At 59.2% G+C, this 22198-nt stretch carries 25 protein-coding genes and 1 tRNA gene; 6 read left to right on the forward strand and 20 right to left on the reverse strand.

Annotation, left to right across the window (positions count from 1 at the left end; genetic code table 11):
* From DK870_RS27330 to trmJ, 14 genes are all read right to left on the reverse strand, one after another.
* Entirely contained in the window at positions 1–1002 is a 1002-nt protein-coding gene (locus tag DK870_RS27330) for a RodZ family helix-turn-helix domain-containing protein (RefSeq protein WP_161550255.1), read from the reverse strand.
* A gap of 2 nt (positions 1003–1004) precedes the next feature.
* Complete coding sequence (pilW, locus tag DK870_RS27335; RefSeq protein ID WP_060754317.1) at positions 1005–1760, reverse strand: type IV pilus biogenesis/stability protein PilW; 756 nt, start codon at positions 1758–1760, stop codon at positions 1005–1007.
* A 12-nt stretch (positions 1761–1772) separates the two neighbouring features.
* Positions 1773–2921, reverse strand: coding sequence for a 23S rRNA (adenine(2503)-C(2))-methyltransferase RlmN (gene rlmN, locus DK870_RS27340; protein WP_060754318.1), 1149 nt, complete (start codon positions 2919–2921; stop codon positions 1773–1775).
* A gap of 29 nt (positions 2922–2950) precedes the next feature.
* Positions 2951–3376 (reverse strand): nucleoside-diphosphate kinase, encoded by a 426-nt coding sequence (gene ndk / locus DK870_RS27345; RefSeq protein ID WP_060754319.1) that lies wholly within the window; start codon positions 3374–3376, stop codon positions 2951–2953.
* Between the two features lie 91 nt (positions 3377–3467).
* The gene (gene iscX, locus DK870_RS27350; protein WP_060754320.1) at positions 3468–3668 is read right to left on the reverse strand and encodes a Fe-S cluster assembly protein IscX; all 201 of its coding nucleotides are present in this window, start codon (positions 3666–3668) and stop codon (positions 3468–3470) included.
* A 14-nt stretch (positions 3669–3682) separates the two neighbouring features.
* The gene (fdx, locus tag DK870_RS27355) at positions 3683–4024 is read right to left on the reverse strand and encodes an ISC system 2Fe-2S type ferredoxin (protein ID WP_032890689.1); all 342 of its coding nucleotides are present in this window, start codon (positions 4022–4024) and stop codon (positions 3683–3685) included.
* 3 nt (positions 4025–4027) lie between these two features.
* On the reverse strand, positions 4028–5890 hold the full coding sequence (gene hscA / locus DK870_RS27360) for a Fe-S protein assembly chaperone HscA (RefSeq protein ID WP_161550256.1): 1863 nt from the start codon (positions 5888–5890) through the stop codon (positions 4028–4030).
* A gap of 51 nt (positions 5891–5941) precedes the next feature.
* Positions 5942–6463 (reverse strand): co-chaperone HscB, encoded by a 522-nt coding sequence (hscB, locus tag DK870_RS27365; protein ID WP_060754322.1) that lies wholly within the window; start codon positions 6461–6463, stop codon positions 5942–5944.
* Positions 6464–6471: 8 nt separating this feature from the next.
* On the reverse strand, positions 6472–6795 hold the full coding sequence (iscA, locus tag DK870_RS27370) for an iron-sulfur cluster assembly protein IscA (RefSeq protein ID WP_010565230.1): 324 nt from the start codon (positions 6793–6795) through the stop codon (positions 6472–6474).
* 28 nt (positions 6796–6823) lie between these two features.
* The gene (gene iscU / locus DK870_RS27375) at positions 6824–7210 is read right to left on the reverse strand and encodes a Fe-S cluster assembly scaffold IscU (protein WP_007929523.1); all 387 of its coding nucleotides are present in this window, start codon (positions 7208–7210) and stop codon (positions 6824–6826) included.
* A gap of 99 nt (positions 7211–7309) precedes the next feature.
* Positions 7310–8524: an IscS subfamily cysteine desulfurase gene (locus DK870_RS27380; RefSeq protein ID WP_060754323.1), complete on the reverse strand. Its 1215-nt coding sequence runs from the start codon at positions 8522–8524 to the stop codon at positions 7310–7312.
* Between the two features lie 50 nt (positions 8525–8574).
* The gene (gene iscR / locus DK870_RS27385) at positions 8575–9066 is read right to left on the reverse strand and encodes a Fe-S cluster assembly transcriptional regulator IscR (protein ID WP_003194020.1); all 492 of its coding nucleotides are present in this window, start codon (positions 9064–9066) and stop codon (positions 8575–8577) included.
* A 302-nt stretch (positions 9067–9368) separates the two neighbouring features.
* Positions 9369–10151 carry a serine O-acetyltransferase gene (gene cysE, locus DK870_RS27390; protein ID WP_060754324.1) on the reverse strand — a complete coding sequence of 261 codons (783 nt, stop codon included), beginning with the start codon at positions 10149–10151 and terminating at the stop codon, positions 9369–9371.
* Between the two features lie 2 nt (positions 10152–10153).
* Positions 10154–10924 carry a tRNA (cytosine(32)/uridine(32)-2'-O)-methyltransferase TrmJ gene (gene trmJ / locus DK870_RS27395; protein WP_161550257.1) on the reverse strand — a complete coding sequence of 257 codons (771 nt, stop codon included), beginning with the start codon at positions 10922–10924 and terminating at the stop codon, positions 10154–10156.
* A gap of 145 nt (positions 10925–11069) precedes the next feature.
* Between trmJ and suhB the strand changes: the two genes are divergently transcribed.
* Entirely contained in the window at positions 11070–11885 is an 816-nt protein-coding gene (gene suhB, locus DK870_RS27400) for an inositol-phosphate phosphatase (RefSeq protein ID WP_005791195.1), read from the forward strand.
* 205 nt (positions 11886–12090) lie between these two features.
* On the opposite strand, the gene DK870_RS27405 is transcribed toward suhB, so the two are convergent.
* From DK870_RS27405 to queA, 6 genes are all read right to left on the reverse strand, one after another.
* Positions 12091–12633, reverse strand: a complete 543-nt coding sequence (locus tag DK870_RS27405; RefSeq protein ID WP_090368706.1) for a glycine zipper 2TM domain-containing protein — start codon at positions 12631–12633, stop codon at positions 12091–12093.
* 124 nt (positions 12634–12757) lie between these two features.
* Entirely contained in the window at positions 12758–13672 is a 915-nt protein-coding gene (secF, locus tag DK870_RS27410; RefSeq protein WP_090368705.1) for a protein translocase subunit SecF, read from the reverse strand.
* Between the two features lie 9 nt (positions 13673–13681).
* Complete coding sequence (gene secD, locus DK870_RS27415) at positions 13682–15550, reverse strand: protein translocase subunit SecD (protein ID WP_161550258.1); 1869 nt, start codon at positions 15548–15550, stop codon at positions 13682–13684.
* Between the two features lie 62 nt (positions 15551–15612).
* Positions 15613–15951 carry a preprotein translocase subunit YajC gene (gene yajC / locus DK870_RS27420; RefSeq protein ID WP_003175975.1) on the reverse strand — a complete coding sequence of 113 codons (339 nt, stop codon included), beginning with the start codon at positions 15949–15951 and terminating at the stop codon, positions 15613–15615.
* Between the two features lie 43 nt (positions 15952–15994).
* Positions 15995–17110 (reverse strand): tRNA guanosine(34) transglycosylase Tgt, encoded by a 1116-nt coding sequence (gene tgt / locus DK870_RS27425; RefSeq protein ID WP_010565220.1) that lies wholly within the window; start codon positions 17108–17110, stop codon positions 15995–15997.
* A gap of 5 nt (positions 17111–17115) precedes the next feature.
* The gene (gene queA / locus DK870_RS27430) at positions 17116–18180 is read right to left on the reverse strand and encodes a tRNA preQ1(34) S-adenosylmethionine ribosyltransferase-isomerase QueA (protein ID WP_161550259.1); all 1065 of its coding nucleotides are present in this window, start codon (positions 18178–18180) and stop codon (positions 17116–17118) included.
* A gap of 108 nt (positions 18181–18288) precedes the next feature.
* Here queA and DK870_RS27435 point away from each other — a divergent pair.
* The 5 genes from DK870_RS27435 to DK870_RS27455 all read left to right on the forward strand — a co-directional run bounded on the left by DK870_RS27435 (position 18289) and on the right by DK870_RS27455 (position 22106).
* Positions 18289–18373 (forward strand) — tRNA-Leu (locus DK870_RS27435).
* Between the two features lie 163 nt (positions 18374–18536).
* Positions 18537–19865 (forward strand): integrase arm-type DNA-binding domain-containing protein, encoded by a 1329-nt coding sequence (locus tag DK870_RS27440; RefSeq protein WP_046035230.1) that lies wholly within the window; start codon positions 18537–18539, stop codon positions 19863–19865.
* A gap of 424 nt (positions 19866–20289) precedes the next feature.
* On the forward strand, positions 20290–20565 hold the full coding sequence (locus DK870_RS27445; protein WP_039592136.1) for a hypothetical protein: 276 nt from the start codon (positions 20290–20292) through the stop codon (positions 20563–20565).
* 288 nt (positions 20566–20853) lie between these two features.
* Positions 20854–21834 carry an integrase domain-containing protein gene (locus DK870_RS27450; protein ID WP_161550260.1) on the forward strand — a complete coding sequence of 327 codons (981 nt, stop codon included), beginning with the start codon at positions 20854–20856 and terminating at the stop codon, positions 21832–21834.
* A complete protein-coding gene (locus tag DK870_RS27455; RefSeq protein ID WP_039592138.1) occupies positions 21831–22106 on the forward strand; it encodes a hypothetical protein in 276 nt (91 codons plus the stop codon). The genes DK870_RS27450 and DK870_RS27455 overlap by 4 nt, the downstream gene beginning before the upstream one ends.
* The last annotated feature ends 92 nt before the right edge of the window (positions 22107–22198 follow it).

The following is a 22198-nucleotide window of genomic DNA, read 5'->3' on the forward strand; positions in this document are numbered from 1 at the left end:
CTATTGTCCCAACTTGAGGCGAGCAGTCTCGCCACTGGTGAACGGCGCCACGTCCACAGGCTGGCCGTTGTAGGCCACTTGCGCGCCACGGGCATAGCCCAGACGCAGCGTCAAAGGAGGCTTGCCGCCTTGGTCGAGCGTATCTCCCTTACGCTTCAGACCGCTAAACAGCACTTTGCCATTGCCATCGGTGACTTGTGTCCAGCAGTCAGCGATGAACGTGATCTGGATGTGGCCATCACCGGCGATCAACGCAGGCGTGGTCGGCGCGGAAACCGCCGGAGCGGACGGGGTAGCCGGCACGGCCGCGGCTTGCGCCGGCACCGGTGCGACCGGCACATGAGCCTGGGCAACTGGAGCGGCAGGCGTAGCGGGTACGGCTGGCGTCGGTACGGCAGCAGTCGCAGCAGGCGGGGTTTGCTCTTGCTGGGCCGGCTGATCGGCGACAGCCGGCGCTTGAGGCGCAGCCTGGGCTTCGGTAACGGCCTGGTCTTCCGGCTCATCCAACGGATGGATCTGGGTGGTGCCGTCGGCACTTTCGACTTCGACGTGCTCCAGGGCGTTACTGGTCAAATCCTTGTTGCGCTGGGAGGTCTGGTCCTGCCACCAGACGAAACCACCGCCGATCACGGCGACCAGCAGCAACAGGCTGACAATACGCAAAATGGTGTGGGATACACGCACGGGCTCTTCGATACGCCCCAGGCCATGGACATTGCTGCCCTGGGAGTCGGTACCGGTGAACTGGTCGAATTCCTGGACCAGCACGGCCTGGTCGATGCCCAGCAACTTGGCGTAGGCACGGATATAGCCGCGGGCGAAGGTATGCCCCGGCAACTTGTCGAACGCGCCGGCCTCCAGGTTGGCCAGGGACGTGCTGGTCAAATTGAGCTTGAGGGCCACTTCTGCCAGCGACCAGCCATTGCTTTCGCGGGCCTGACGCAAGGTCTCGCCTGGGTTTACGCGATTAGCTGCTACAACTTCCGGGGGCGCCGCTTTCATCATTACTCCGACAGGTATTGCTGATATTCCGGCGTACCGGGATAGAGTCGTTCGAGTTGCTGGCCAAAACGTGCGGCGGTATCAGGTTCGTCATGAACCGTCGCCAAGCGCACACCGAGCAATAGACTACGTGCATTTTGCCCGCTGAGCAGGCTAAAGCGCTCGTAATAGTCACGTGCCGGCACATAATGCCTGTCTTCGTAAGACAACTCAGCCATTTCGAGCAAGGCCCGTGGCTGGCGACTATTCAAATGCAGGGCTTTTTCCAGTTGCTGGCGGGCATTGTCGCGCTGACCGAGACGCACCGAAGTGACGCCCAGGTTCTCGAATACCCGCGACCGCTCCGGGTAAAGAGTATCGGCGGATGCCTGCTGGAAATAACTTGCGGCCTGGTCATAGCGTTTCTGCTCGAACAGGAAGCTGCCGTAATTGTTCAGCAACCGTGGGTCAGCAGGTCGGGAGGCCAGGGCCTTGAGAAAATACTGCTCGGCCAATTCAGGCTCGGCCTGGGCCTGGAACACCAGGGCCAGGGCGGCATTCGCGTCGGCATCGCCACCGTCCAGTTCAAGGGCCTTTTTCAAGGGCACCTTGGCCTGCTCGCTCATGCCTTGGCGCAGGTAACCCAAGCCCAATTGCACATAGGCAACTCGCGCCTCATCACGGCCTTTACCGGTCTGCAACGGGCGCTCATGGCCCGATGAAACACAACCGGCCGCAAGGCCGGCAACAAGCAAGAGCAGCGCAAGGCGCAAGGGCATAGAGATCCTCTCTCAGATTCGATTCACAGCAATTTGCGGCAAATCGTCGGCGGCGTTCAATTCACGCACCGCGATGTAACGCTCGCTGCGGCGGGTGCGGTCCATCACCTGCCCTACCAATTGGCCACAGGCGGCGTCGATGTCCTCGCCACGCGTGGTGCGTACGGTGACGTTGTAACCGGCCTGGTGCAGTTGATCCTGGAAACGACGGATGGCGTTGTTGCTCGGCCGTTCGTAGCCAGAATGAGGAAACGGGTTAAACGGAATCAGGTTGATCTTGCACGGGATGTTCTTGAGCAACTCGATCATCTCGACCGCGTGTTCAACCTTGTCGTTGATGTCTTTGAGCAAGGTGTACTCGATGGTCAGCACGCGCTTTTCGCCCAGGGACGACATGTAGCGCTGGCAAGATTCGAGCAGCATCTTAAGCGGATACTTCTTGTTGATCGGCACCAATTGGTTACGCAATGCGTCATTGGGTGCGTGCAGCGACAACGCCAGGGAGACGTCGATGTGCTTGGACAGCTCATCGATCATCGGTACCACGCCGGAGGTCGACAGGGTCACACGGCGCTTGGAGATGCCGTAGCCCAGGTCGTCCATCATCAGGTGCATGGCCGAAACAACGTTGTCGAAGTTCAGCAGCGGCTCACCCATGCCCATCATCACCACGTTGGTGATGGCACGGTCGACGGTCGCCGGGACGCTGCCAAAGGATTTGTTGGCAATCCACACCTGGCCGATGACTTCGGCGGCGGTGAGGTTGCTGTTGAAGCCTTGCTTGCCGGTGGAGCAGAAACTGCAGTCCAGGGCACAGCCTGCCTGGGACGAAACGCACAAGGTGCCGCGCTTGCCCTGGGGAATGTATACGGTCTCGACGCAGCTGCCGGACGCCACGCGCACCACCCACTTACGGGTGCCGTCGCTGGAGATGTCCTCGCTGACCACTTCAGGACCACGGACTTCGGCAATGGCCTTGAGCTTGTCGCGCAGGGCCTTGCTGACGTTCGTCATGGCATCGAAATCGTCGACGCCAAAGTGGTGAATCCACTTCATTACCTGACCGGCACGGAAACGCTTCTCCCCGATTGAGTCGAAGAATTTTTCCATTTCCTGTTGAGTCAGCCCCAGCAGGTTGGTTTTAACAGTCGATGTAGTCATGGATTCACCCTCACTCTTTAAGCCGATGCTTAGCGAGCGGTTACTTCAGTAGCAGCGAAAAAGTAAGCGATTTCGCGAGCAGCAGCGGCTTCGGAGTCCGAACCGTGAACAGCGTTGGCGTCGATGGACTCGGCGAAGTCAGCACGGATGGTGCCGGCAGCGGCTTCTTTAGGGTTGGTAGCGCCCATCAGCTCACGGTTCAGAGCGATAGCGTTTTCACCTTCCAGAACCTGAACAACAACAGGACCAGAGATCATGAAGGCAACCAGGTCGCCGAAGAAACCACGAGCGCTGTGCTCAGCGTAGAAGCCTTCAGCTTCAGCCTTGGACAGTTGCTTGAGTTTCGAAGCTACAACCTTCAGGCCGGCTTTTTCGAAACGAGTGGTGATCTCGCCGATGACGTTTTTTGCAACAGCGTCAGGCTTGATGATGGAGAAAGTACGTTGAACAGCCATGGTGTAACTCCAGAAACGGTAATTTACGAAAAATTAAACCCGAGAATTATACGCGGGTTATTGGGTATTGCCTAACTGCGTGAGGAAGGCGTCAGTCCTGTTCTTCTTTCCAGGCGGTCTGGATAGCTTCCAGGACCTTTTCGCCGCCACGGTCCCGCTCATCCTCAAACCCCGGCAAAGCCATGACCATGTCACGCAAAGCGACAAAGTTCAGCGAATAAGGGTCCAGATCCGGATAACCATCAGCCAGCAGAATGGCGATTTCTTGTACATCAACCCATTTCAGGCTCATGACATTTCCTTGAATCAATGCGGCGCTTCGGCCGCATGGTTGAGCGAATACTTCGGAATTTCGACAGTGATGTCTTCAGTCCCGACCTTTGCCTGACAGCTTAGGCGCGATTGCGCCTCAAGGCCCCACGCACGATCAAGAAAGTCTTCCTCCAGCTCATCGGCTTCTTCAAGGGAGTTGAAACCCTCGCGAATGATGCAATGGCAGGTGGTGCAGGCGCAGACACCGCCACAGGCACTCTCGATCTCGATGTGGTTGTCATGGGCAACTTCGAGGATGGACTTGCCGGTCTCAGCCTCCACGACCATACCGTCCGGGCAATGCTCGGCGTGTGGCAGAAAAATGACCTGCGGCATTAATTATTCCTCGATTTCATTCAGGTTGCGCCCGGCCAGTGCGGCTTTCACCGTCTGATCCATGCGGCGGGCGGCAAAAGCATCGGTCACTTGCGACAGGCGCTTGGTCTGTTGCTCGATGGCGTACCCATCGGTGCCTTTCATCAGTTCGGCCAATTCCTGCATCTGCAGGTCGATGACCATGCGCTCTTCGGCATCCAGCAGGCGTTCGCCATCCGCATCGAGGGCGCCCTGCACCGCTTCGAGCAGACGTTGGGCATCCACCTGCTGCTCACGCAAGACACGGGCGACCTTGTCATCACCGGCATATTGGAACGAATCCTTGAGCATCTTGGCGATTTCGCCGTCAGTCAGGCCGTAGGACGGCTTGACCTGGATACTGGCTTCAACCCCCGACCCCAGCTCACGCGCAGCCACATTCAGCAAGCCGTCGGCGTCAACCTGGAAGGTCACGCGAATCTTCGCCGCACCCGCCACCATTGCCGGAATACCGCGCAATTCAAAGCGCGCCAGGGAGCGGCAGTCGCTGATCAACTCGCGCTCGCCTTGCAGCACATGAATCATCATGGCCGTCTGGCCATCTTTATAAGTGGTGAAGTCTTGAGCGCGGGCGACCGGGATGGTGGTGTTGCGTGGAATCACCTTCTCCATCAGGCCACCCATGGTTTCCAGCCCCAGGGACAGCGGAATCACGTCAAGCAACAGCAGTTCGCCGCCGTCACGCTTGTTACCCGCCAACGTGTCGGCCTGGATCGCTGCGCCGATAGCGACGACCTGGTCCGGGTCGATTTCAGTCAACGGCTGACGACCAAAAGCTTCGGCCACCGCCTCGCGGACACGCGGCACGCGGGTAGAACCGCCGACCATCACCACCGCACCGACGTCTTCCAGCTCGACACCGGAGTCACGCACCGCGCGACGGCAGGCTTTCAAGCTACGGGCCACCATCGGCTCGATCAACGCATCGAAGGCTTCGCGAGTCAGCTCGGCCGACCAGTCGCCGTAGGACACTTGCACAGAGGCCGCATCCGTCAGCGCTTCCTTGGCCGCGCAGGCAGCTTGCAGCAGGTTGCGCTGGGCGCCCGGGTCCAGATCGGCGGACAAACCGGCATTGGTGATGATCCAGCCAGCGATAGCGTGATCGAAGTCATCGCCGCCCAGGGCGCTGTCGCCACCGGTGGCCAGCACTTCGAAGACACCGCCGGTCAGGCGCAGGATCGAGATATCAAAGGTGCCGCCGCCCAGGTCGTAGATTGCAACCAGGCCCTCGGCGTGCTGGTCCAGGCCATAGGCCACAGCCGCAGCGGTCGGTTCGTTGAGCAGGCGCAGCACGTTCAGGCCGGCGAGCTTGGCCGCATCCTTGGTGGCCTGGCGCTGGGCGTCATCGAAATAAGCGGGAACCGTGATCACCGCACCGACCAGTTCGCCGCCCAAGGTGTGTTCAGCACGCTGGCGCAGCACCTTGAGGATATCGGCCGACACTTCCACAGGACTTTTCGGGCCCTGCACGGTGTCGATGAACGGCATGTGCGACTCGCCGCCGACAAAGCGGTAAGGCAGCTGGTCGCCCAATTGCTTGACGTCGGACAGACCACGACCCATCAAGCGCTTCACCGACAGTACGGTATTCAAAGGATCGGTAGACGCTGCCAACTTGGCCGACTCACCGACTTCGGTGCGATCGACGTGGTAGCGCACGGCGGACGGCAGGATAACCTGGCCGTCAGCATCGGGCAGCGGCTCGGACAGGCCGCTGCGCAAGGCAGCAACCAGGGAATTGGTGGTGCCCAGGTCAATCCCGACCGCCAGGCGACGCTGGTGCGGTTGAGGGCTTTGGCCGGGTTCGGCGATCTGCAGTAGAGCCATGGTAATCAGGTCTTATCTGTCTATCAGGCGTGCGACACGGGCAGCACTGGGTTAATCGTCGAGGCGCTCTTCTAGCTGGCGCACTTCGTAGGTGAGCTTGTCGAGGAACTGCATGCGCCGCATCAGGCGTTCGGCCTGCTCACGTTGCGCTGCATCATCCCAACAGGCTGCGAAGCTTTCGTTGAGCTCATCCTGGGCCGCTTTCAGACGACGCTTGAAGACCGCGACACCGGCCAGATCGGCTTCGTCCTGCAAGTCTTCAAGCTCTTCGCGCCACTGCATCTGCTGCATCAGGAAGTCCGGATCGTGCACCGTCACTTCCAGCGGCAACTCGCCACCCTTCATCGCGAGCAGGTAACGCGCGCGCTTGGGCGGGCTCTTGAGCGTCTGATAGGCTTCATTGAGGCTGGCAGACTGCTCCAGCGCCAGGCGTTGCTCACGCTCGGAAGCGTCAGCGAAGCGGTCCGGATGTACGCCGCGCGCCAGTTCTCGGTAGCGCGTGGCAAGCTGCTCAAGGTCCAGCCGAAAGCTCGGCTGCAGCTCGAATAAAGCGAAATGACAAGGAGTACCCACGAATAGCCTCAGATGTTGAAGCTTTCGCCGCAGCCACACTCACCGCGCACGTTGGGGTTGTTGAACTTGAAGCCTTCGTTCAACCCTTCCTTGACGAAATCGAGTTCGGTGCCGTCCAGGTAAGTCAGGCTTTTAGGGTCGATGATCACTTTCTCGCCGTGACTTTCGAACACCTGGTCTTCCGCAACCACCTCGTCGACAAACTCCAGCACATAGGCAAGGCCGGAACAGCCCGTGGTGCGCACACCCAGACGAATCCCCTCACCTTTACCGCGCCCATCCAGGGAGCGTCGCACGTGCCGTGCAGCCGCTTCTGTCATGCTGATAGCCATCGTTGACTCCTTACTCGTCGCCAAATGCTTAGATCAAGCCTTTCTTCTGCTTGTAGTCGCGAACGGCCGCCTTGATGGCGTCTTCCGCGAGTACCGAGCAGTGGATTTTCACGGGCGGCAGGGCCAGTTCTTCGGCCAGCTGAGTGTTCTTGATGGTCTCTGCTTCATCCAGAGTCTTGCCTTTCATCCACTCGGTCGCCAGGGAGCTGGAGGCGATGGCCGAACCGCAGCCATAAGTCTTGAACTTGGCATCTTCGATGATGCCCTGCTCGTTGACCTTGATCTGCAGGCGCATCACGTCGCCGCACGCCGGAGCACCGACCATGCCGGTGCCGACATCAGGGTCTTCCGCGTTCATCTTGCCGACGTTGCGCGGGTTTTCGTAGTGGTCGATGACCTTTTCGCTGTAAGCCATGGTACTGAATCCTCACTCATCAGGGCCGCTCTGGAACCCTGTAGAAACGCCTGCGTTTTCCGCCACGTTCCTACAGAGCTTGGGTGGCGGCTTCTATATTTAGTGTGCCGCCCACTCGATCTTGGAGATATCGACACCGTCTTTGAACATGTCCCACAGCGGCGACAGGGTGCGCAGCTTGTTGACGGCTTCGCAGACTTTCTGCGCGGCGTAGTCGACTTGTTCTTCAGTGGTGAAGCGGCCGAAGGTAAAGCGGATCGAGCTATGTGCCAGTTCGTCGTTGCGGCCCAGGGCGCGCAGCACGTAGGACGGCTCAAGAGAGGCCGAGGTGCAGGCCGAACCGGACGAAACCGCCAGGTCCTTGAGCGCCATGATCAGCGACTCGCCTTCGACGTAGTTGAAGCTCAAATTCAGGTTGTGCGGTACACGAGCAGTCATGCTGCCGTTGATGTACAGCTCTTCAAGGTTTTCGACCTGTTTGTAGAAGCGATCGCTCAACGCCTTGATGCGCACGTTTTCGGCAGCCATGTCTTCCTTGGCCACACGGAACGCTTCGCCCATGCCGACGATCTGGTGGGTCGCCAGGGTACCGGAACGCATGCCGCGCTCGTGACCGCCACCGTGCATGGTGGCTTCGATGCGCACGCGAGGCTTGCGGCTCACGTACAGCGCGCCGATGCCTTTAGGGCCATAGGTCTTGTGGGCAGAGAACGACATCAGGTCGACTTTCAGTTTCGACAGGTCGATATCGACCTTGCCAGTGGACTGGGCAGCGTCGACGTGCAGCAGGATACCTTTGGAGCGGGTCAGCTCGCCGATGGCCGCGATGTCGTTGATGGTGCCGATTTCGTTGTTCACGTGGATCACGGAAACCAGGATGGTGTCTTCACGCAGCGCGGCTTCGATCATGGCCGGGGTGACGATACCGTCGGTGGTTGGCTCAAGGTAGGTAACCTCGAAACCTTCACGCTCCAGCTGGCGCATGGTGTCCAGGACAGCCTTGTGCTCAATCTTGGTGGTGATCAGGTGCTTGCCTTTGGTCGCGTAGAAATGCGCGGCGCCCTTGATTGCCAGGTTGTCGGACTCGGTAGCACCGGAAGTCCAGACGATTTCACGAGGGTCGGCGCCAACCAGGTCCGCGACCTGACGACGAGCGTTCTCGACCGCTTCCTCGGCTTTCCAGCCGAAAACGTGGGAACGGGAGGCTGGGTTGCCGAAGTTTCCGTCAACCAGCAGGCATTCGCTCATCTTTTGCGCGACACGCGGATCAACCGGGGTGGTCGCTGAGTAATCAAGGTAAATCGGCAATTTCATGGACTTTCTCCTAAATCAGGCTGGCTGGCGCACCGTTAGCTCTTCGGCTGTCACTCGACGGCGGACGCTTCAATCTTGTCCAGACGCGGCGCCTTGGTGTTGCAACGGCGCTGGTCCTGACGCTGGGCTACTTCTTGCACCTCACGGCGAGTCACAAGATCAGCCAAGCTGATACCACTCAAAAACTCATGGATCTGCAGGCTCAAGTCGCACCACAGGTGGTGCGTCAGGCAGGTGTCGCCGGCATGGCAATCACCCAGGCCCTGGCATTTGGTTGCGTCGACGGATTCGTTGACCGCATCGATCACCTGGGCTACCTGGATGCCCTGCATATCGCGGGACAGTTGGTAGCCGCCACCCGGCCCACGCACGCTGGAAACCAAGTTACTCCGACGCAATTTGGCGAACAGTTGCTCGAGGTAGGACAGGGAAATGCCTTGGCGCTCGGAGATATCGGCCAGGGACACCGGCCCAGTTTGCGCGTGCAAGGCCAAGTCGAGCATGGCGGTCACCGCGTATCGGCCTTTTGTAGTCAGTCTCATGGACAAGTACCAAGGTGTTTCAGAATGGGAGCAAGTATGCGATTCCCGAGTATTTAAGTCAACTATAAGACCTAGTACTTTAGTCAGGATTACCCGTAAAAAGGGCGCGCGAATCATAGCAGGATGGGCTGGGGACGAACAGCGCGAACAAGGCCGCGTAGAAACCCAGGGACCAATGGAGATCAAAATGTGGGAGGGGGCTTGCTCCCGATAGCGGTGCATCAGTCACAAATGTGGCGACTGACACCCTGCCATCGGGAGCAAGCCCCCTCCCACACTGGATTTTTGGGGCTCATCGAGCCTCAGCTGGCCTTGGTAGCGGCTTCGCTCTTGATCTCGGCGAAGTCTTCTTCGCGCAGCTCAGGAAGATCTTTCGCACAGTAGCTGCTACCCAGCTCCTTCAGCGCGCCACACATGCCATCCAACTTGCCATCGACCGCCTGCAGGTGGTCGAGCAACTGACCAATGGCACGCGCCACCGGGTCAGGCATGTCTTCGCTGACGCCATAGGCATCGAAGCCGATCTTCTCGGCCATGGCCTTGCGCTTGGCTTCCTGCTCGTCGTCGGCCTGCGGCTTGACGATAATTCGGCCCGGAATGCCGACAACGGTAGCCCCCGGTGGGACAGCCTTGGTCACCACCGCGTTGGAGCCGACCTTGGCACCGGCACCGACGGTAAACGGCCCGAGCACCTTGGCCCCAGCCCCGACCACCACGCCATCACCCAGCGTCGGGTGGCGCTTGCCTTTATTCCAACTGGTACCGCCGAGCGTCACGCCCTGATAGAGAGTGACGTCATCACCAATCTCGGCCGTCTCGCCAATCACGATGCCCATGCCATGGTCGATGAAGAAGCGGCGCCCTACCTTGGCCCCCGGGTGAATCTCGATACCGGTCAACCAGCGCCCGAAGTTCGAGACCAGTCGCGCCAGCCACTTCCAGCCCGCGCCCCACAAGGCGCCGGACAGGCGGTGAAGCCAGATCGCGTGCATGCCCGGATAGCAGGTCAGCACTTCAAAGGCGTTGCGCGCCGCCGGGTCACGGTGGAAAACACTCTGGATATCTTCTCGCAAACGCTCGAACATTTTTAATCCTTCCGCTCAAGAAGCTCACCACGGGCCGCTTTCTGGGTTTCCGTGAGGATGCCACGCAATATATTCATTTCTGCCCGGCTCACCGAGCTACGCCCGTACAAGCGGCGTAGGCGCGCCATCAAGTGCCGTGGTTTTTCAGGATCGAGGAACTCGATGGCTACCAGGGTTTGCTCCAGGTGCTCATAGAATCGTTCCAGCTCGTCCATGGTGGCCAGTTCGCCACTTTTGGTCGAGGCAACCTCTTCCTTTTCCACTTTGCTCGGCTGGCCGGCAGCCGCCAGCCAGGCCATGCGCACTTCATAGGTCAACACCTGCACGGCCGCCCCAAGGTTCAGCGAACTGAACCCGGGGTCTGATGGAATGTGCACGTGGTAATGACATCGCTGCAGCTCTTCATTGGTCAGGCCGGAGTCTTCACGGCCGAACACCAAGGCGATTTCAGCGCCACCAGCCGCCTCCTCCACCACTTTGGTACCGCATTCACGCGGGTCCAGCAGTGGCCATGGGATACGACGGTCACGCGCACTGGTGCCGAGCACCAGGTTGCAGCCGACCAAGGCGTCTTCCAAGGTAGCAACAACCTGAGCCTTCGCAAGAATGTCATTGGCGCCCGAAGCGCGAGCATCGGCCTCGTGGTGCGGGAACACACGCGGTTCGACCAGCACCAGGCGCGTCAGCCCCATGTTTTTCATGGCTCGCGCCACCCCACCGATGTTGCCGGGATGACTGGTATTGACCAAGACGACACGAATGTTTTGCAGCAAGGGAGGCGCTCTCGGACACGGGAAAGGGGAGCAAATCTTACAGAACAGCCTAAGGTTATGCCACGAAAGCGAACGTCGTCCTTCACCTGAAGAAAGTTTCTGCTAGAATGCGCGGCTTTCTTTAACAACCTTAGGTGACACATCCATGCAGCCCATGCTGAATATCGCGCTGCGCGCCGCCCGCAGCGCCAGTGAATTGATCTTCCGCTCCATCGAGCGCCTGGATACCATCAAGGTCGACGAAAAAGACGCCAAGGATTATGTATCCGAGGTGGATCGCGCCGCCGAACAGAAAATCATCGACGCTCTGCGCAAGGCCTACCCTACCCACGGCATCCTCGGCGAAGAAACCGGCCTGCACAAAGGTAGCGGCGAAGGTGAAGACTACCTGTGGATCATCGACCCACTGGACGGCACCACCAACTTCCTGCGCGGCATCCCGCACTTTGCCGTGAGCATTGCCTGCAAATACCGTGGCCGCCTGGAACACGCCGTTGTGCTGGACCCTGTGCGCCAGGAAGAATTCACCGCCAGCCGTGGCCGTGGCGCCCAACTGAACGGTCGTCGCCTGCGCGTCAGCGGCCGCACCAGCCTGGAAGGCGCCCTGCTGGGCACCGGCTTCCCGTTCCGCGATGACCAGATGGACAACCTGGAAAACTACCTGGGCATGTTCCGCGCCCTGGTTGGCCAGACCGCCGGCATCCGCCGCGCCGGCGCCGCCAGCCTGGACCTGGCTTACGTCGCAGCCGGTCGTTTTGATGCATTCTGGGAGTCGGGCCTGTCCGAGTGGGACATGGCCGCAGGCGCCCTGCTGATCCAAGAGGCCGGTGGCCTGGTGAGCGACTTCACCGGCGGTCACGACTTCCTGGAAAAAGGCCACGTCGTTGCCGGCAACACCAAATGCTTCAAGGCAGTACTGACGGCGATCCAGCCGCACCTGCCGGCTTCGCTGAAGCGCTAAGCGAGCGAGCACAAAAAAAGCACCCCTCGGGGTGCTTTTTTTATGCACTGCGTTTGACCCACACCTGACGACCAGCAACAACCAAATAGCAAATGTGGGAGGGGGCTTGCTCCCGATAGCAGGGTGCCAGTTGCCACATTTGTGACTGATGCACCGCTATCGGGAGCAAGCCCCCTCCCACACTGGAACTGAACCAGGCTTGGGATTACTGCTGGTTCTGACCCAGGATCAGGCGACCTTCTTTGTCGACCGGAATCTGGCCACCTGGATCGCGATCCATACGCACGGTGCCTTCCTTGCCATCCAGGTTGTAACGCACGTCATACCCGACAACCTTGTCGCTGATGTCGTTGACGGTGTTACAGCGAGTCTGCGTAGTCGTGTAGGTATCACGGTTCTGCATGCCTTCCTGAACCTTGTTACCGGCATAACCGCCACCGACCGCACCGGCCACGGTGGCCAGCTTCTTACCATTACCGCCACCGACCTGGTTGCCCAACAGGCCACCGGCCAAGGCACCGACCACGGTACCGACGATCTGGTGCTGATCCTGTACCGGCCGCTGCCGAGTAACTGCAACGTCCTTGCACACTTCGCGAGGCGTTTTGATCTGGGTTTTGACCGGCTGCACCGCCAACACTTGCGCATACTCAGGGCCGCTTTTAACCAGGCTGTAGGTGGCAACAGCGCCCCCGGCAGTCACACCGACAGCACCCAGTACCGCACCAACCAGCAACGACTTGTTCACGTTGAACCTCCTGACCATCACAAGCGGACCGAAACGTCCGCGCTATACCCAGCCTTGGAGCAAAAAAAAAGGCGCGAGTTCAATACTCACGCCTTCTTTGTAACAGCAGATCAACGAATACCCATCAAGGGCGGTCGTCGACCTCCTTGCCGGTAGCGGCCGGAGGGATCAAGTCTTCGCTGTTGAGGTTCAGCCAGATCAACACCACGTTGGCGATGTAGATCGACGAGTAGGTACCCGCCAGGACGCCGATGAACAGCGCCAGGGAGAAGCCCCACAGGTTGTCGCCACCGAAGATCATCAGCGCAGCGATCGCCAGCAAAGTGGAGATCGAGGTCGCCATGGTCCGCAGCAGCGTCTGGGTGGTGGAGACGTTGATGTTCTCGATCAACGACGCCTTGCGCAGTACGCGGAAGTTCTCACGAACCCGGTCGAATACCACGATGGTGTCGTTGAGCGAGTAGCCGATGATCGCCAGTACGGCGGCCAGTACGGTCAGGTCGAAGGTCACCTGGAAGTACGCCAGGATACCCACGGTCACGATCACGTCGTGGATCAGCGACACAATGGCGCCGACACCGAACTTCCACTGAAAGCGGAACGCCAGGTAGATCATGATGCCGACCAGCGCCATCAGCATGCCGAGGCCGCCCTGGTCGCGTAGCTCTTCACCCACCTGCGGGCCTACGAACTCGACGCGCTTGACCGAAGCCGGATTGTCGCCACCAACCTTCTGCAAGGCATCGGCAACCTGGTGACCCAGTTGCGGGTCTTCGCCAGGCATACGCACCAGCAGGTCGGTCGTAGCACCGAAGCTTTGCACGATGGCCTCGTGATAGCCGGCCTTGACCAGCTCGTTGCGCACCAGGGTGACGTCGGCCGGCTTCTCGTAGGTCAGCTCGATGAGCGTACCGCCGGTGAAGTCCAGACCGTAGTTCAGGCCCTTATGGAACCAGCTGAACAACGCCAGAACGGTAAGGAGCATGGTGAAGCCGAACGCAACGTTGCGAACGCCCATGAAGTTGATTGTACGTAACATGGCAGCCCCTTAAATCCACAACTTCTTGAAGTCACGCCCGCCAAAGATCAGGTTGACCATTGCGCGGGTCACCATGATGGCCGTGAACATCGAGGTAAAGATACCGAGGGACATGGTGACCGCAAAACCCTTGACCGGGCCGGTGCCCATGGCAAAGAGAATCCCGCCGACCAGCAAGGTGGTCAGGTTGGAGTCGAGAATCGCGGTAAATGCCCGGCCGAAGCCTTCGTTGATTGCACGCTGTACGCTCATGCCCGCCGCGATCTCCTCACGAATCCGCGAGAAGATCAGCACGTTGGCGTCTACCGCCATACCCATGGTGAGCACTATACCGGCGATACCCGGCAAGGTCAGCGTAGCGCCCAGCAACGACATCAGCGCCAGCAGCATCACCATGTTGCCCGCCAGGGCCACGGTGGCGATGATGCCGAAGAAGCGGTAGATGGCAATGATGAACAGCGACACGAACAGCATGCCCCACAAGGCTGCGTCGATACCCTTGGTGATGTTGTCGGCACCCAGGCTCGGGCCGATGGTGCGCTCTTCAGCGAAGTACATCGGTGCAGCCAGGCCACCGGCACGCAGCAGCAGTGCCAGTTCGGACGACTCGCCCTGGCCGTTCAGGCCAGTGATACGGAATTGAGCACCCAGCGGCGACTGGATGGTCGCCAGGCTGATGATCTTCTTCTCTTCCTTGAAGCTCTGCACCGGTACGTCTTTCTCGACACCGTTGACCACTTGCTTGGTGTAGGTGGTCACCGGGCGCTGCTCGATGAAGATCACCGCCATGCTGCGACCGACGTTGCTGCGCGTGGCGCGGCTCATCAGTTCGCCGCCGTGGCCATCCAGGCGGATGTTCACTTCAGGGGTACCGTGCTCGCCGAAACCGGCCTTGGCGTCGGTCACCTGGTCACCGGTGATGATCAGGCTACGCTCGATCAGGGCTGGAGGACGGTTGCCTTCACGGAATTCGAATTCCTCGGCAGTAGCGCGGGAAGCCCCCGGCTCAGCGGCCAGACGGAATTCCAGGTTGGCGGTTTTACCCAGGATCCGCTTGGCTTCAGCGGTGTCCTGTACGCCCGGCAGCTCAACCACGATGCGGTTGGCACCCTGGCGCTGAACGATCGGCTCGGCCACACCCAGCTCGTTGACGCGGTTACGTACCGTGGTCAAGTTCTGCTTGATGGAGTATTCGCGGATTTCCGCCAGCTTGGCCGGGGTCATCGCCAGACGCAGTACAGGTTGACCGTTCAGGTCGGCCGGTACGATGTCGAAATCGTTGAAGTTCTTGCGGATCAGCGCACGGGCCTGTTCGCGGGAAGCTTCGTCAGAGAAGCCCAGCTGGATGGCACCGTTGAGCTGCGGCAGGCTGCGATAACGCAACTTCTCTTTGCGCAGCAGGCTCTTCACGTCGCCTTCGTAGACTTTCAGGCGAGCGTCGAGGGCTTTGTCCATGTCGACTTCCAGCAGGAAGTGCACACCACCGGACAAGTCCAGGCCCAGCTTCATCGGATGCGCGCCGATCTTGCGCAGCCAGGTCGGCGTGGTCTGTGCCAGGTTGAGCGCGACAACGTAGTCGTCACCCATGACCTTGCGCACCACGTCTTTGGCCGGCAATTGGTCTTCGGCCTTGGTCAGGCGCAGCAAGCCGCCCTTCGCATCCGCCGACAGTGTTGCCGCCTTGACCTGGATACCAGCGTCGGTGAGCGCTTTGCTCGCGCGTTCCAGGTCAGCCTGATTGACTTGCAGCGAAGTGCTGGCACCGGTGATCTGGATCGCCGGGTCATCAGGATAGAGATTGGGAGCGGAATAAATAAAACCGATCGCCAGCACCGCCAGGATCAGTACGTATTTCCACAGAGGGTATTTGTTCAGCATCACGCCGCCCGCTTATAACGCGGGGCGCCTTGCGCGCCCCGTCGATTGGTAAAGGTTGTTACTTAGATCGCTTTGAGCGTGCCTTTTGGCAGCGTGGCGGCGATAGCGCCCTTCTGGAACTTCATTTCTACGGTGTCGGAGACTTCCAGTACCACGAAAGCATCGGAAACCTTGGTGATCTTGCCGGCGATACCGCCAGTGGTCACCACTTCGTCACCTTTCTGCAGGCTGCCCAGCAGGTTCTTCTGCTCTTTGGCACGCTTGGCCTGTGGACGCCAGATCATCAGGTAGAAGATGACCAGGAAGCCGACCAGGAAAATCCACTCGAAACCACCGCCCATAGGGCCGGCAGCGGCAGGCGCAGCGGCGTCAGCCATGGCGTTAGAGATAAAAAAGCTCATTTAGCACTCCAGTTGCAAATAGTGAATCTTAGGGTCGGAAAACTCAGTCCAAGGGCGGCACAGGCAGCCCGCGCTTGGCATAGAAGGCATCGACGAAGGCGGCCAATGTACCCTGTTGAATAGCCTCGCGCAAACCAGCCATCAGGACTTGGTAATGACGCAAATTGTGGATGGTATTCAACATGCTACCCAGCATTTCTCCGCACTTGTCCAGATGGTGCAGATAAGCACGGGAGAAGTTCTGGCAGGTGTAGCAATCACAGGTGGGATCCAGCGGCGAATCATCATGGCGATGGAACGCGTTACGGATCTTCAGCACGCCGGTGTCGATGAACAGATGCCCATTGCGGGCATTACGGGTTGGCATCACGCAATCGAACATGTCCACCCCGCGGCGCACACCCTCTACGAGATCCTCCGGTTTGCCAACGCCCATAAGGTAACGAGGTTTGTCAGCCGGCATCAGGCCCGGCAGGTAATCCAGCACTTTGATCATCTCGTGCTTGGGCTCGCCCACCGACAGACCGCCGATGGCCAGGCCGTCAAAACCGATCTTGTCCAGGCCTTCCAGCGAGCGTTTGCGCAGGCTTTCATGCATGCCGCCCTGCACGATACCGAACAGTGCCGCAGTGTTGTCGCCATGGGCATTCTTCGAACGCTGGGCCCAACGCAACGACAGCTCCATGGACACCCGCGCCACGTCTTCGTCGGCCGGGTACGGCGTGCATTCGTCGAAAATCATCACGATGTCGGAGCCCAGGTCACGCTGCACCTGCATCGACTCTTCCGGCCCCATGAACACCTTGGAGCCATCCACCGGCGAGGCGAAGGTCACGCCCTCCTCCTTGATCTTGCGCATGGCACCCAGACTGAACACCTGGAAACCACCGGAGTCGGTGAGGATCGGGCCTTGCCACTTCATGAAATCGTGCAGGTCGCCATGCTTCTTGATCACTTCCGTGCCCGGGCGCAGCCACAGGTGGAAGGTGTTGCCCAGGATAATCTCGGCGCCGGTGGCGACGATATCGCGCGGCAGCATGCCCTTGACGGTGCCGTAGGTGCCGACCGGCATGAAAGCCGGGGTCTCCACCGTGCCACGCGGGAAGGTCAGGCGCCCGCGACGGGCCTTGCCGTCGGTGGCGAGCAATTCAAACGACATACGACTCATGGCTGTTCCTCAGGGCCGGCTTCTCCAGGAGCAGTCGGCGCCGGGTTGCGGGTGATGAACATCGCATCACCGTAGCTGAAAAAACGGTACTCGTTGGCGATGGCGGCTTGATAAGCGGCCATGGTTTCCGGGTAACCGGCAAATGCCGACACCAGCATCAACAGCGTGGATTCCGGCAAATGAAAGTTGGTGACCAGGCAATCGACCACATGGAACGGCCGGCCTGGGTAGATAAAAATATCGGTGTCGCCGCTGAACGGCTTGAGCACGCCATCACGCGCCGCGCTCTCCAGCGACCGCACACTGGTGGTGCCCACCGCCACGACGCGCCCGCCACGGGCCTTGCAGGCGTTGACCGCATCCACCACGTCCTGGCCGACTTCCAGCCACTCGCTGTGCATATGATGGTCTTCGATGTTATCCACACGCACCGGCTGAAACGTGCCGGCCCCCACGTGCAGGGTCACATAGGCGGTCTCGACGCCCTTGGCGGCAATCGCTTCCAGCAGCGGCTGGTCGAAATGCAGCCCGGCCGTGGGCGCGGCGACCGCACCCGGGCGCTGGGAGTAAACCGTCTGATAGCGCTCGCGGTCCGCATCTTCGTCGGGGCGGTCTATATAAGGAGGCAGCGGCATGTGGCCGACACGCTCCAGCAACGGCAAGACTTCCTCGGCGAACTTGAGCTCGAACAGCGCATCATGACGCGCCACCATCTCGGCTTCGCCACCGCCATCAATCAAGATGACCGAGCCCGGTTTCGGCGACTTGCTGGAGCGCACATGGGCCAGCACGCGATGGCTGTCCAGCACCCGCTCCACCAGAATTTCCAGCTTGCCGCCGGAAGCTTTCTGGCCAAACAGCCGCGCCGGAATCACCCGGGTATTGTTGAACACCATCAGATCGCCTGGGCGCAAATGCTCAAGCAAATCAGTGAATTGACGGTGTGCGAGGGCACCACTGACCCCGTCCAGGGTCAGCAGTCGACTGGCGCGACGCTCGGCCAAAGGGTGGCGAGCAATCAGCGAATCCGGGAGTTCAAAAGTAAAGTCAGCAACGCGCATGATGGGGTTCGTCTAGCAGGGCCGGGAAGTCTAGCGGAAATAGTGAAAATAGACCATGAAACGTGATTGACCAACGGTAATCTCATCTCTATACTTCGCCGCCATTGAGCCCTGATGGCGGAATTGGTAGACGCGGCGGATTCAAAATCCGTTTTCGAAAGGAGTGGGAGTTCGAGTCTCCCTCGGGGCACCATTTGCAGTACATAGACGACTACCAGCGTCTACGTAACACCCCTAGAGCCCGCTAACTGCGGGCTTTTTGGTCTCTGGGGTTCCACCCCCATCTCTTGCAAGCCAGCCTCTTTTTGGTACATTTTCTGTACATATTCCAGTTCGAGAACCGGAGGTGTACAGCGATGCCATTGACCGCCTTGCAAATCAAAGCGTCCAAGCCTGCCGACAGACCGTTCACGTTGAGTGATAGTTCGGGTCTTGCCTTGCTGGTGAAACCCAACGGCAGCAAGTATTGGCACTTCCGGTACACCTATCAGGGGCGGGCGGCGCGCATGTCACTGGGTGTGTATCCGCATATCTCCTTGCAGGAAGCCCGTGAACGAGCTGCAGAATGCCGCAACCTACTCAAGCAAGGCACCAACCCCGGCGCCAAACGCCGCGATGACAAACTGCGACAGCAGGAGGCCGGGCTCAACACCTTCAGGCGAGCCGCGGAGTACTGGTACCAATTCAAATCGGACTCCGGCCGCAGCAGCGCGACGCTGAAGAAGATCCGCGACTATCTCGATAAGGATCTACTGCCCGCTCTCGGCGAGAAGCAACTGGAGCTCATCACGCGAAGCGACTGCGCAAAACTGCAGGCCTGCATCGAAAAACGAGGCGCCTTCAATGTTGCGGACAAGACCCGGACCTGGCTGAAACAGATTTTCAGTCAAGCCATTGCACGCGGCCTGTGCGAACACAATCCAGCCTCCGAACTCCATGCCATTGCGATAGCCCCACCGCCCACTCAACACTACCCACATCTGCACGAACACGAACTACCTGAGTTTCTCCGGGCCTTAAGCAAGACCACCAGCCGGCTACCAGCGAGGATTGCATCATGGATGACAATTCTGACAGCGAGCCGCCCCGGCATGGTTCGCTACGCAAAATGGGAGGAAATCGATTTTGAGGAAGGGATATGGACCATCCCGGCCGCCCGCATGAAGATGCGCAGAGACTACGTCAGCCCTCTACCTCATCAGTTGATCGCCATGCTTACCAAACTGAACCAAAGCACTGGCCGCAGTCGGTATCTATTCCCAGGCATTGGTGAAAAGCAGCCAGTCATCAGTGAAAACACGATCAACCTGGTGTTCGCCAAGATCGGCTATAAAGGACGACTCGTCAGCCATGGCACTCGTCATACCGCAAGCACGCTGCTGCGCGAACATGGCTGGCTGAAGGACCATGTCGAAAGCCAGCTGGCTCACGTCGAGGGCGGCATCTCTGGCGAGTACAATCAAGCCCTATACCTGCCGCAACGTCGGATCATGATGCAGTGGTATGCAGACTATCTCGACGCCCTCAAAGAAGGCATTACAGCCAACCTTCGCGATCAATTTGATACTCGCGTTAATCAATTCCTCGCACGCCCTTCTGCACCGCCTCTAACAGCATCCCATGCACACAAAGATGATCACCTCCAAAAGTTGCCTATCGAGACAGACTCAACGGCGACTCAGTGATCACGTGACGCCTCACCAATTCGACCCGGTCGACGACAACATCATCGCCTTGCAAAACTACCGTGGCGCATTCCAGCACTGGTAAGTCGGTGAGATCTCCACAGCCCAGCCTTCCACGCGGGTCCATCCAAACAGGGCTGCAAAGCCGCCCTGCTTGGATGGACCTCACTTAAAAAATCTAAAGCCCATACAGCTGTCTGTGGAAAACCACTGATTTCCACCGGTGGATAATTTCACCCACCGCCGCAGAACTCCGGATAATTCGAGCCTTGACCCGAATTATCCACAGGCGTAAAAAAGATCGGGCAAAGCGCTGTCGTTGACAGCAACTCAGGTAGCCAGAACCTTTAAGGCTACGCCACACCGTGGTGGTTCTCCCAAAGTGCGATGAGCGTCCGGCGGCTCGCACAGTCACAGCGATGTGATGGATGCCTACTTCTACCAGAGTGCCCACTGCGGCAACTCACACCCCTTCGTAGCTGCCCTGCAGCAACCTATCCGCTTGGCCATTTCATTGCGCCAACCTGCGCCCGTCTCTTTCTTCCGGAAAGAGACGGGCGCTCCTACCGCTGCTGCAGCCCATCTCGTACAAGGCTTTGCGGCATTTCCCCTCGTGACAATCGGCGTGACAAACACCGAAGTCACCAGCAACGGCGATGCAGATGATGGTGCCGCAGCCTACGGAATGGACTGCACCTGACTGACAGTCAGGCATGCCCCGGTCATCGCTTCACTGCCTTCACCTGACTCAGGATCTCGCGGCACTGGTCTCGTCAGCCAGTGCAGCCTCCACCCGCCCACTGGTAACGGTGTTCAGGAGGCCAGATCATGAGATGCCCAAGCTCCCGGTCGTAAAGAGCCGACAGTCCCGCGTTAGTGGACAACCCTCACAGGTCGCAGGGGCCTTGATCCCTGATAACACTCAACATTCTTGGCGGGATGACGTGGGGAAAAGCTTCAACGTTTTGACTTCGAGAGGAGTTTGATCATGGCGCTGGTCGGTAAACGGGATGGGCGCAATTTTGGCTATGGCCGGCAATTGAGCTACGCCGGGCCGCAGGCGTTGAAAGACATGTTCGGCGGTGGGCATTACGGCACGGTCAAGGCGCACAGTGATCGCTGGCAGGCGTTTGTACGCTGGTGTCGGTCGGAGGATGGACCAGGGTTTAACGATGCGCGACAAATTGATCGGCAGACCTTGCTGGACTACGCCGGGTATCTGCGCCAGCAAGTTGAACAAGGTGAGCTCGCTATCGCGACTGCGCAAAACCGATTATCCAGTGTGAATCGGACCATGGCCGCGCTGAGAGGTGATCAGTATGTGAAGGTGTCGAGTCCGAGCAAGGCTTTAGGACTGCAGCGCACAACCGTCCGCACAGCAACCCCGCAAGGCCAGGATCGTGAACAGGTGAAGCGGATCGTCGAGGCGCTCTGCGAATACCAACTGCCGCGCGCGGCTGCCATCGTGCAGCTGGCCCGAGCCACAGGCATGCGCTTACGCGAGGCGATTTTGGCCGACCTTCCGCGCTTGAAACATGAGGCCGAACAATACGGCAAGATCAACATCCAGGACGGTACCAAAGGTGGCCGTTCAGGCGCGTCAGCACCTCGCTGGATCAGGGAGGATGATCATATTCGTGACGCACTGAGGTTTGCCGAAAAGGTCTCGCCCGACGATAGCCGCAACCTGCTTGCACCGAACGAACGCTACCTCGATTTCTTGCAGGGAATCGTCGGCCCCGCACGGGACATCCTCTATAAGAACAACCTCAAAGGCTTCCATGAATTGCGGGCAGCCTATGCATGCGAACGTTATGAGCAAATCACCCATCATCCCGCGCCTATCAACGGTGGCCATTGCTATCATTTCAACCGACACCTCGATCAGGAGGCCCGAGTACAAATCAGCTATGAGCTGGGGCACGGCCGTATCGGCGTGGTATCGGCTTACATTGGTGGTCGAGCATGAACACGGCATTCGATATGGAGCTGTTCCTGGCGGGCGTCTTGACCGGGTCACACACCACACGCCAACGCCACCTGCGTCAGGCGAAGACTATCCAAACAGCGATCGCTGAGCGCTGGCAATGCGACAATCCATGGACTTGGCAGAGAAAACACCTTGCATGGTTTTTGAATCACCATCTAAACCAGCGCACTGAATCGACGCGCTATTACTATTTGCTGACCATGCAATTACTCACTCATCGTCTAGGAAAATCCTGGCAGTTCACCCCCTAAGCGAAGGTCAGAAAACGGCCAGACGCTGCCACTCAATACGACTCGATAATTCCCACCCGAGCGTGCATCATCGCGCTTGCCACGATCCCGTC

It is taken from the genome of Pseudomonas sp. Q1 (assembly GCF_009935975.1).
In the GTDB taxonomy this organism is placed as follows: Bacteria; Pseudomonadota; Gammaproteobacteria; order Pseudomonadales; family Pseudomonadaceae; genus Aquipseudomonas; species Aquipseudomonas palleroniana.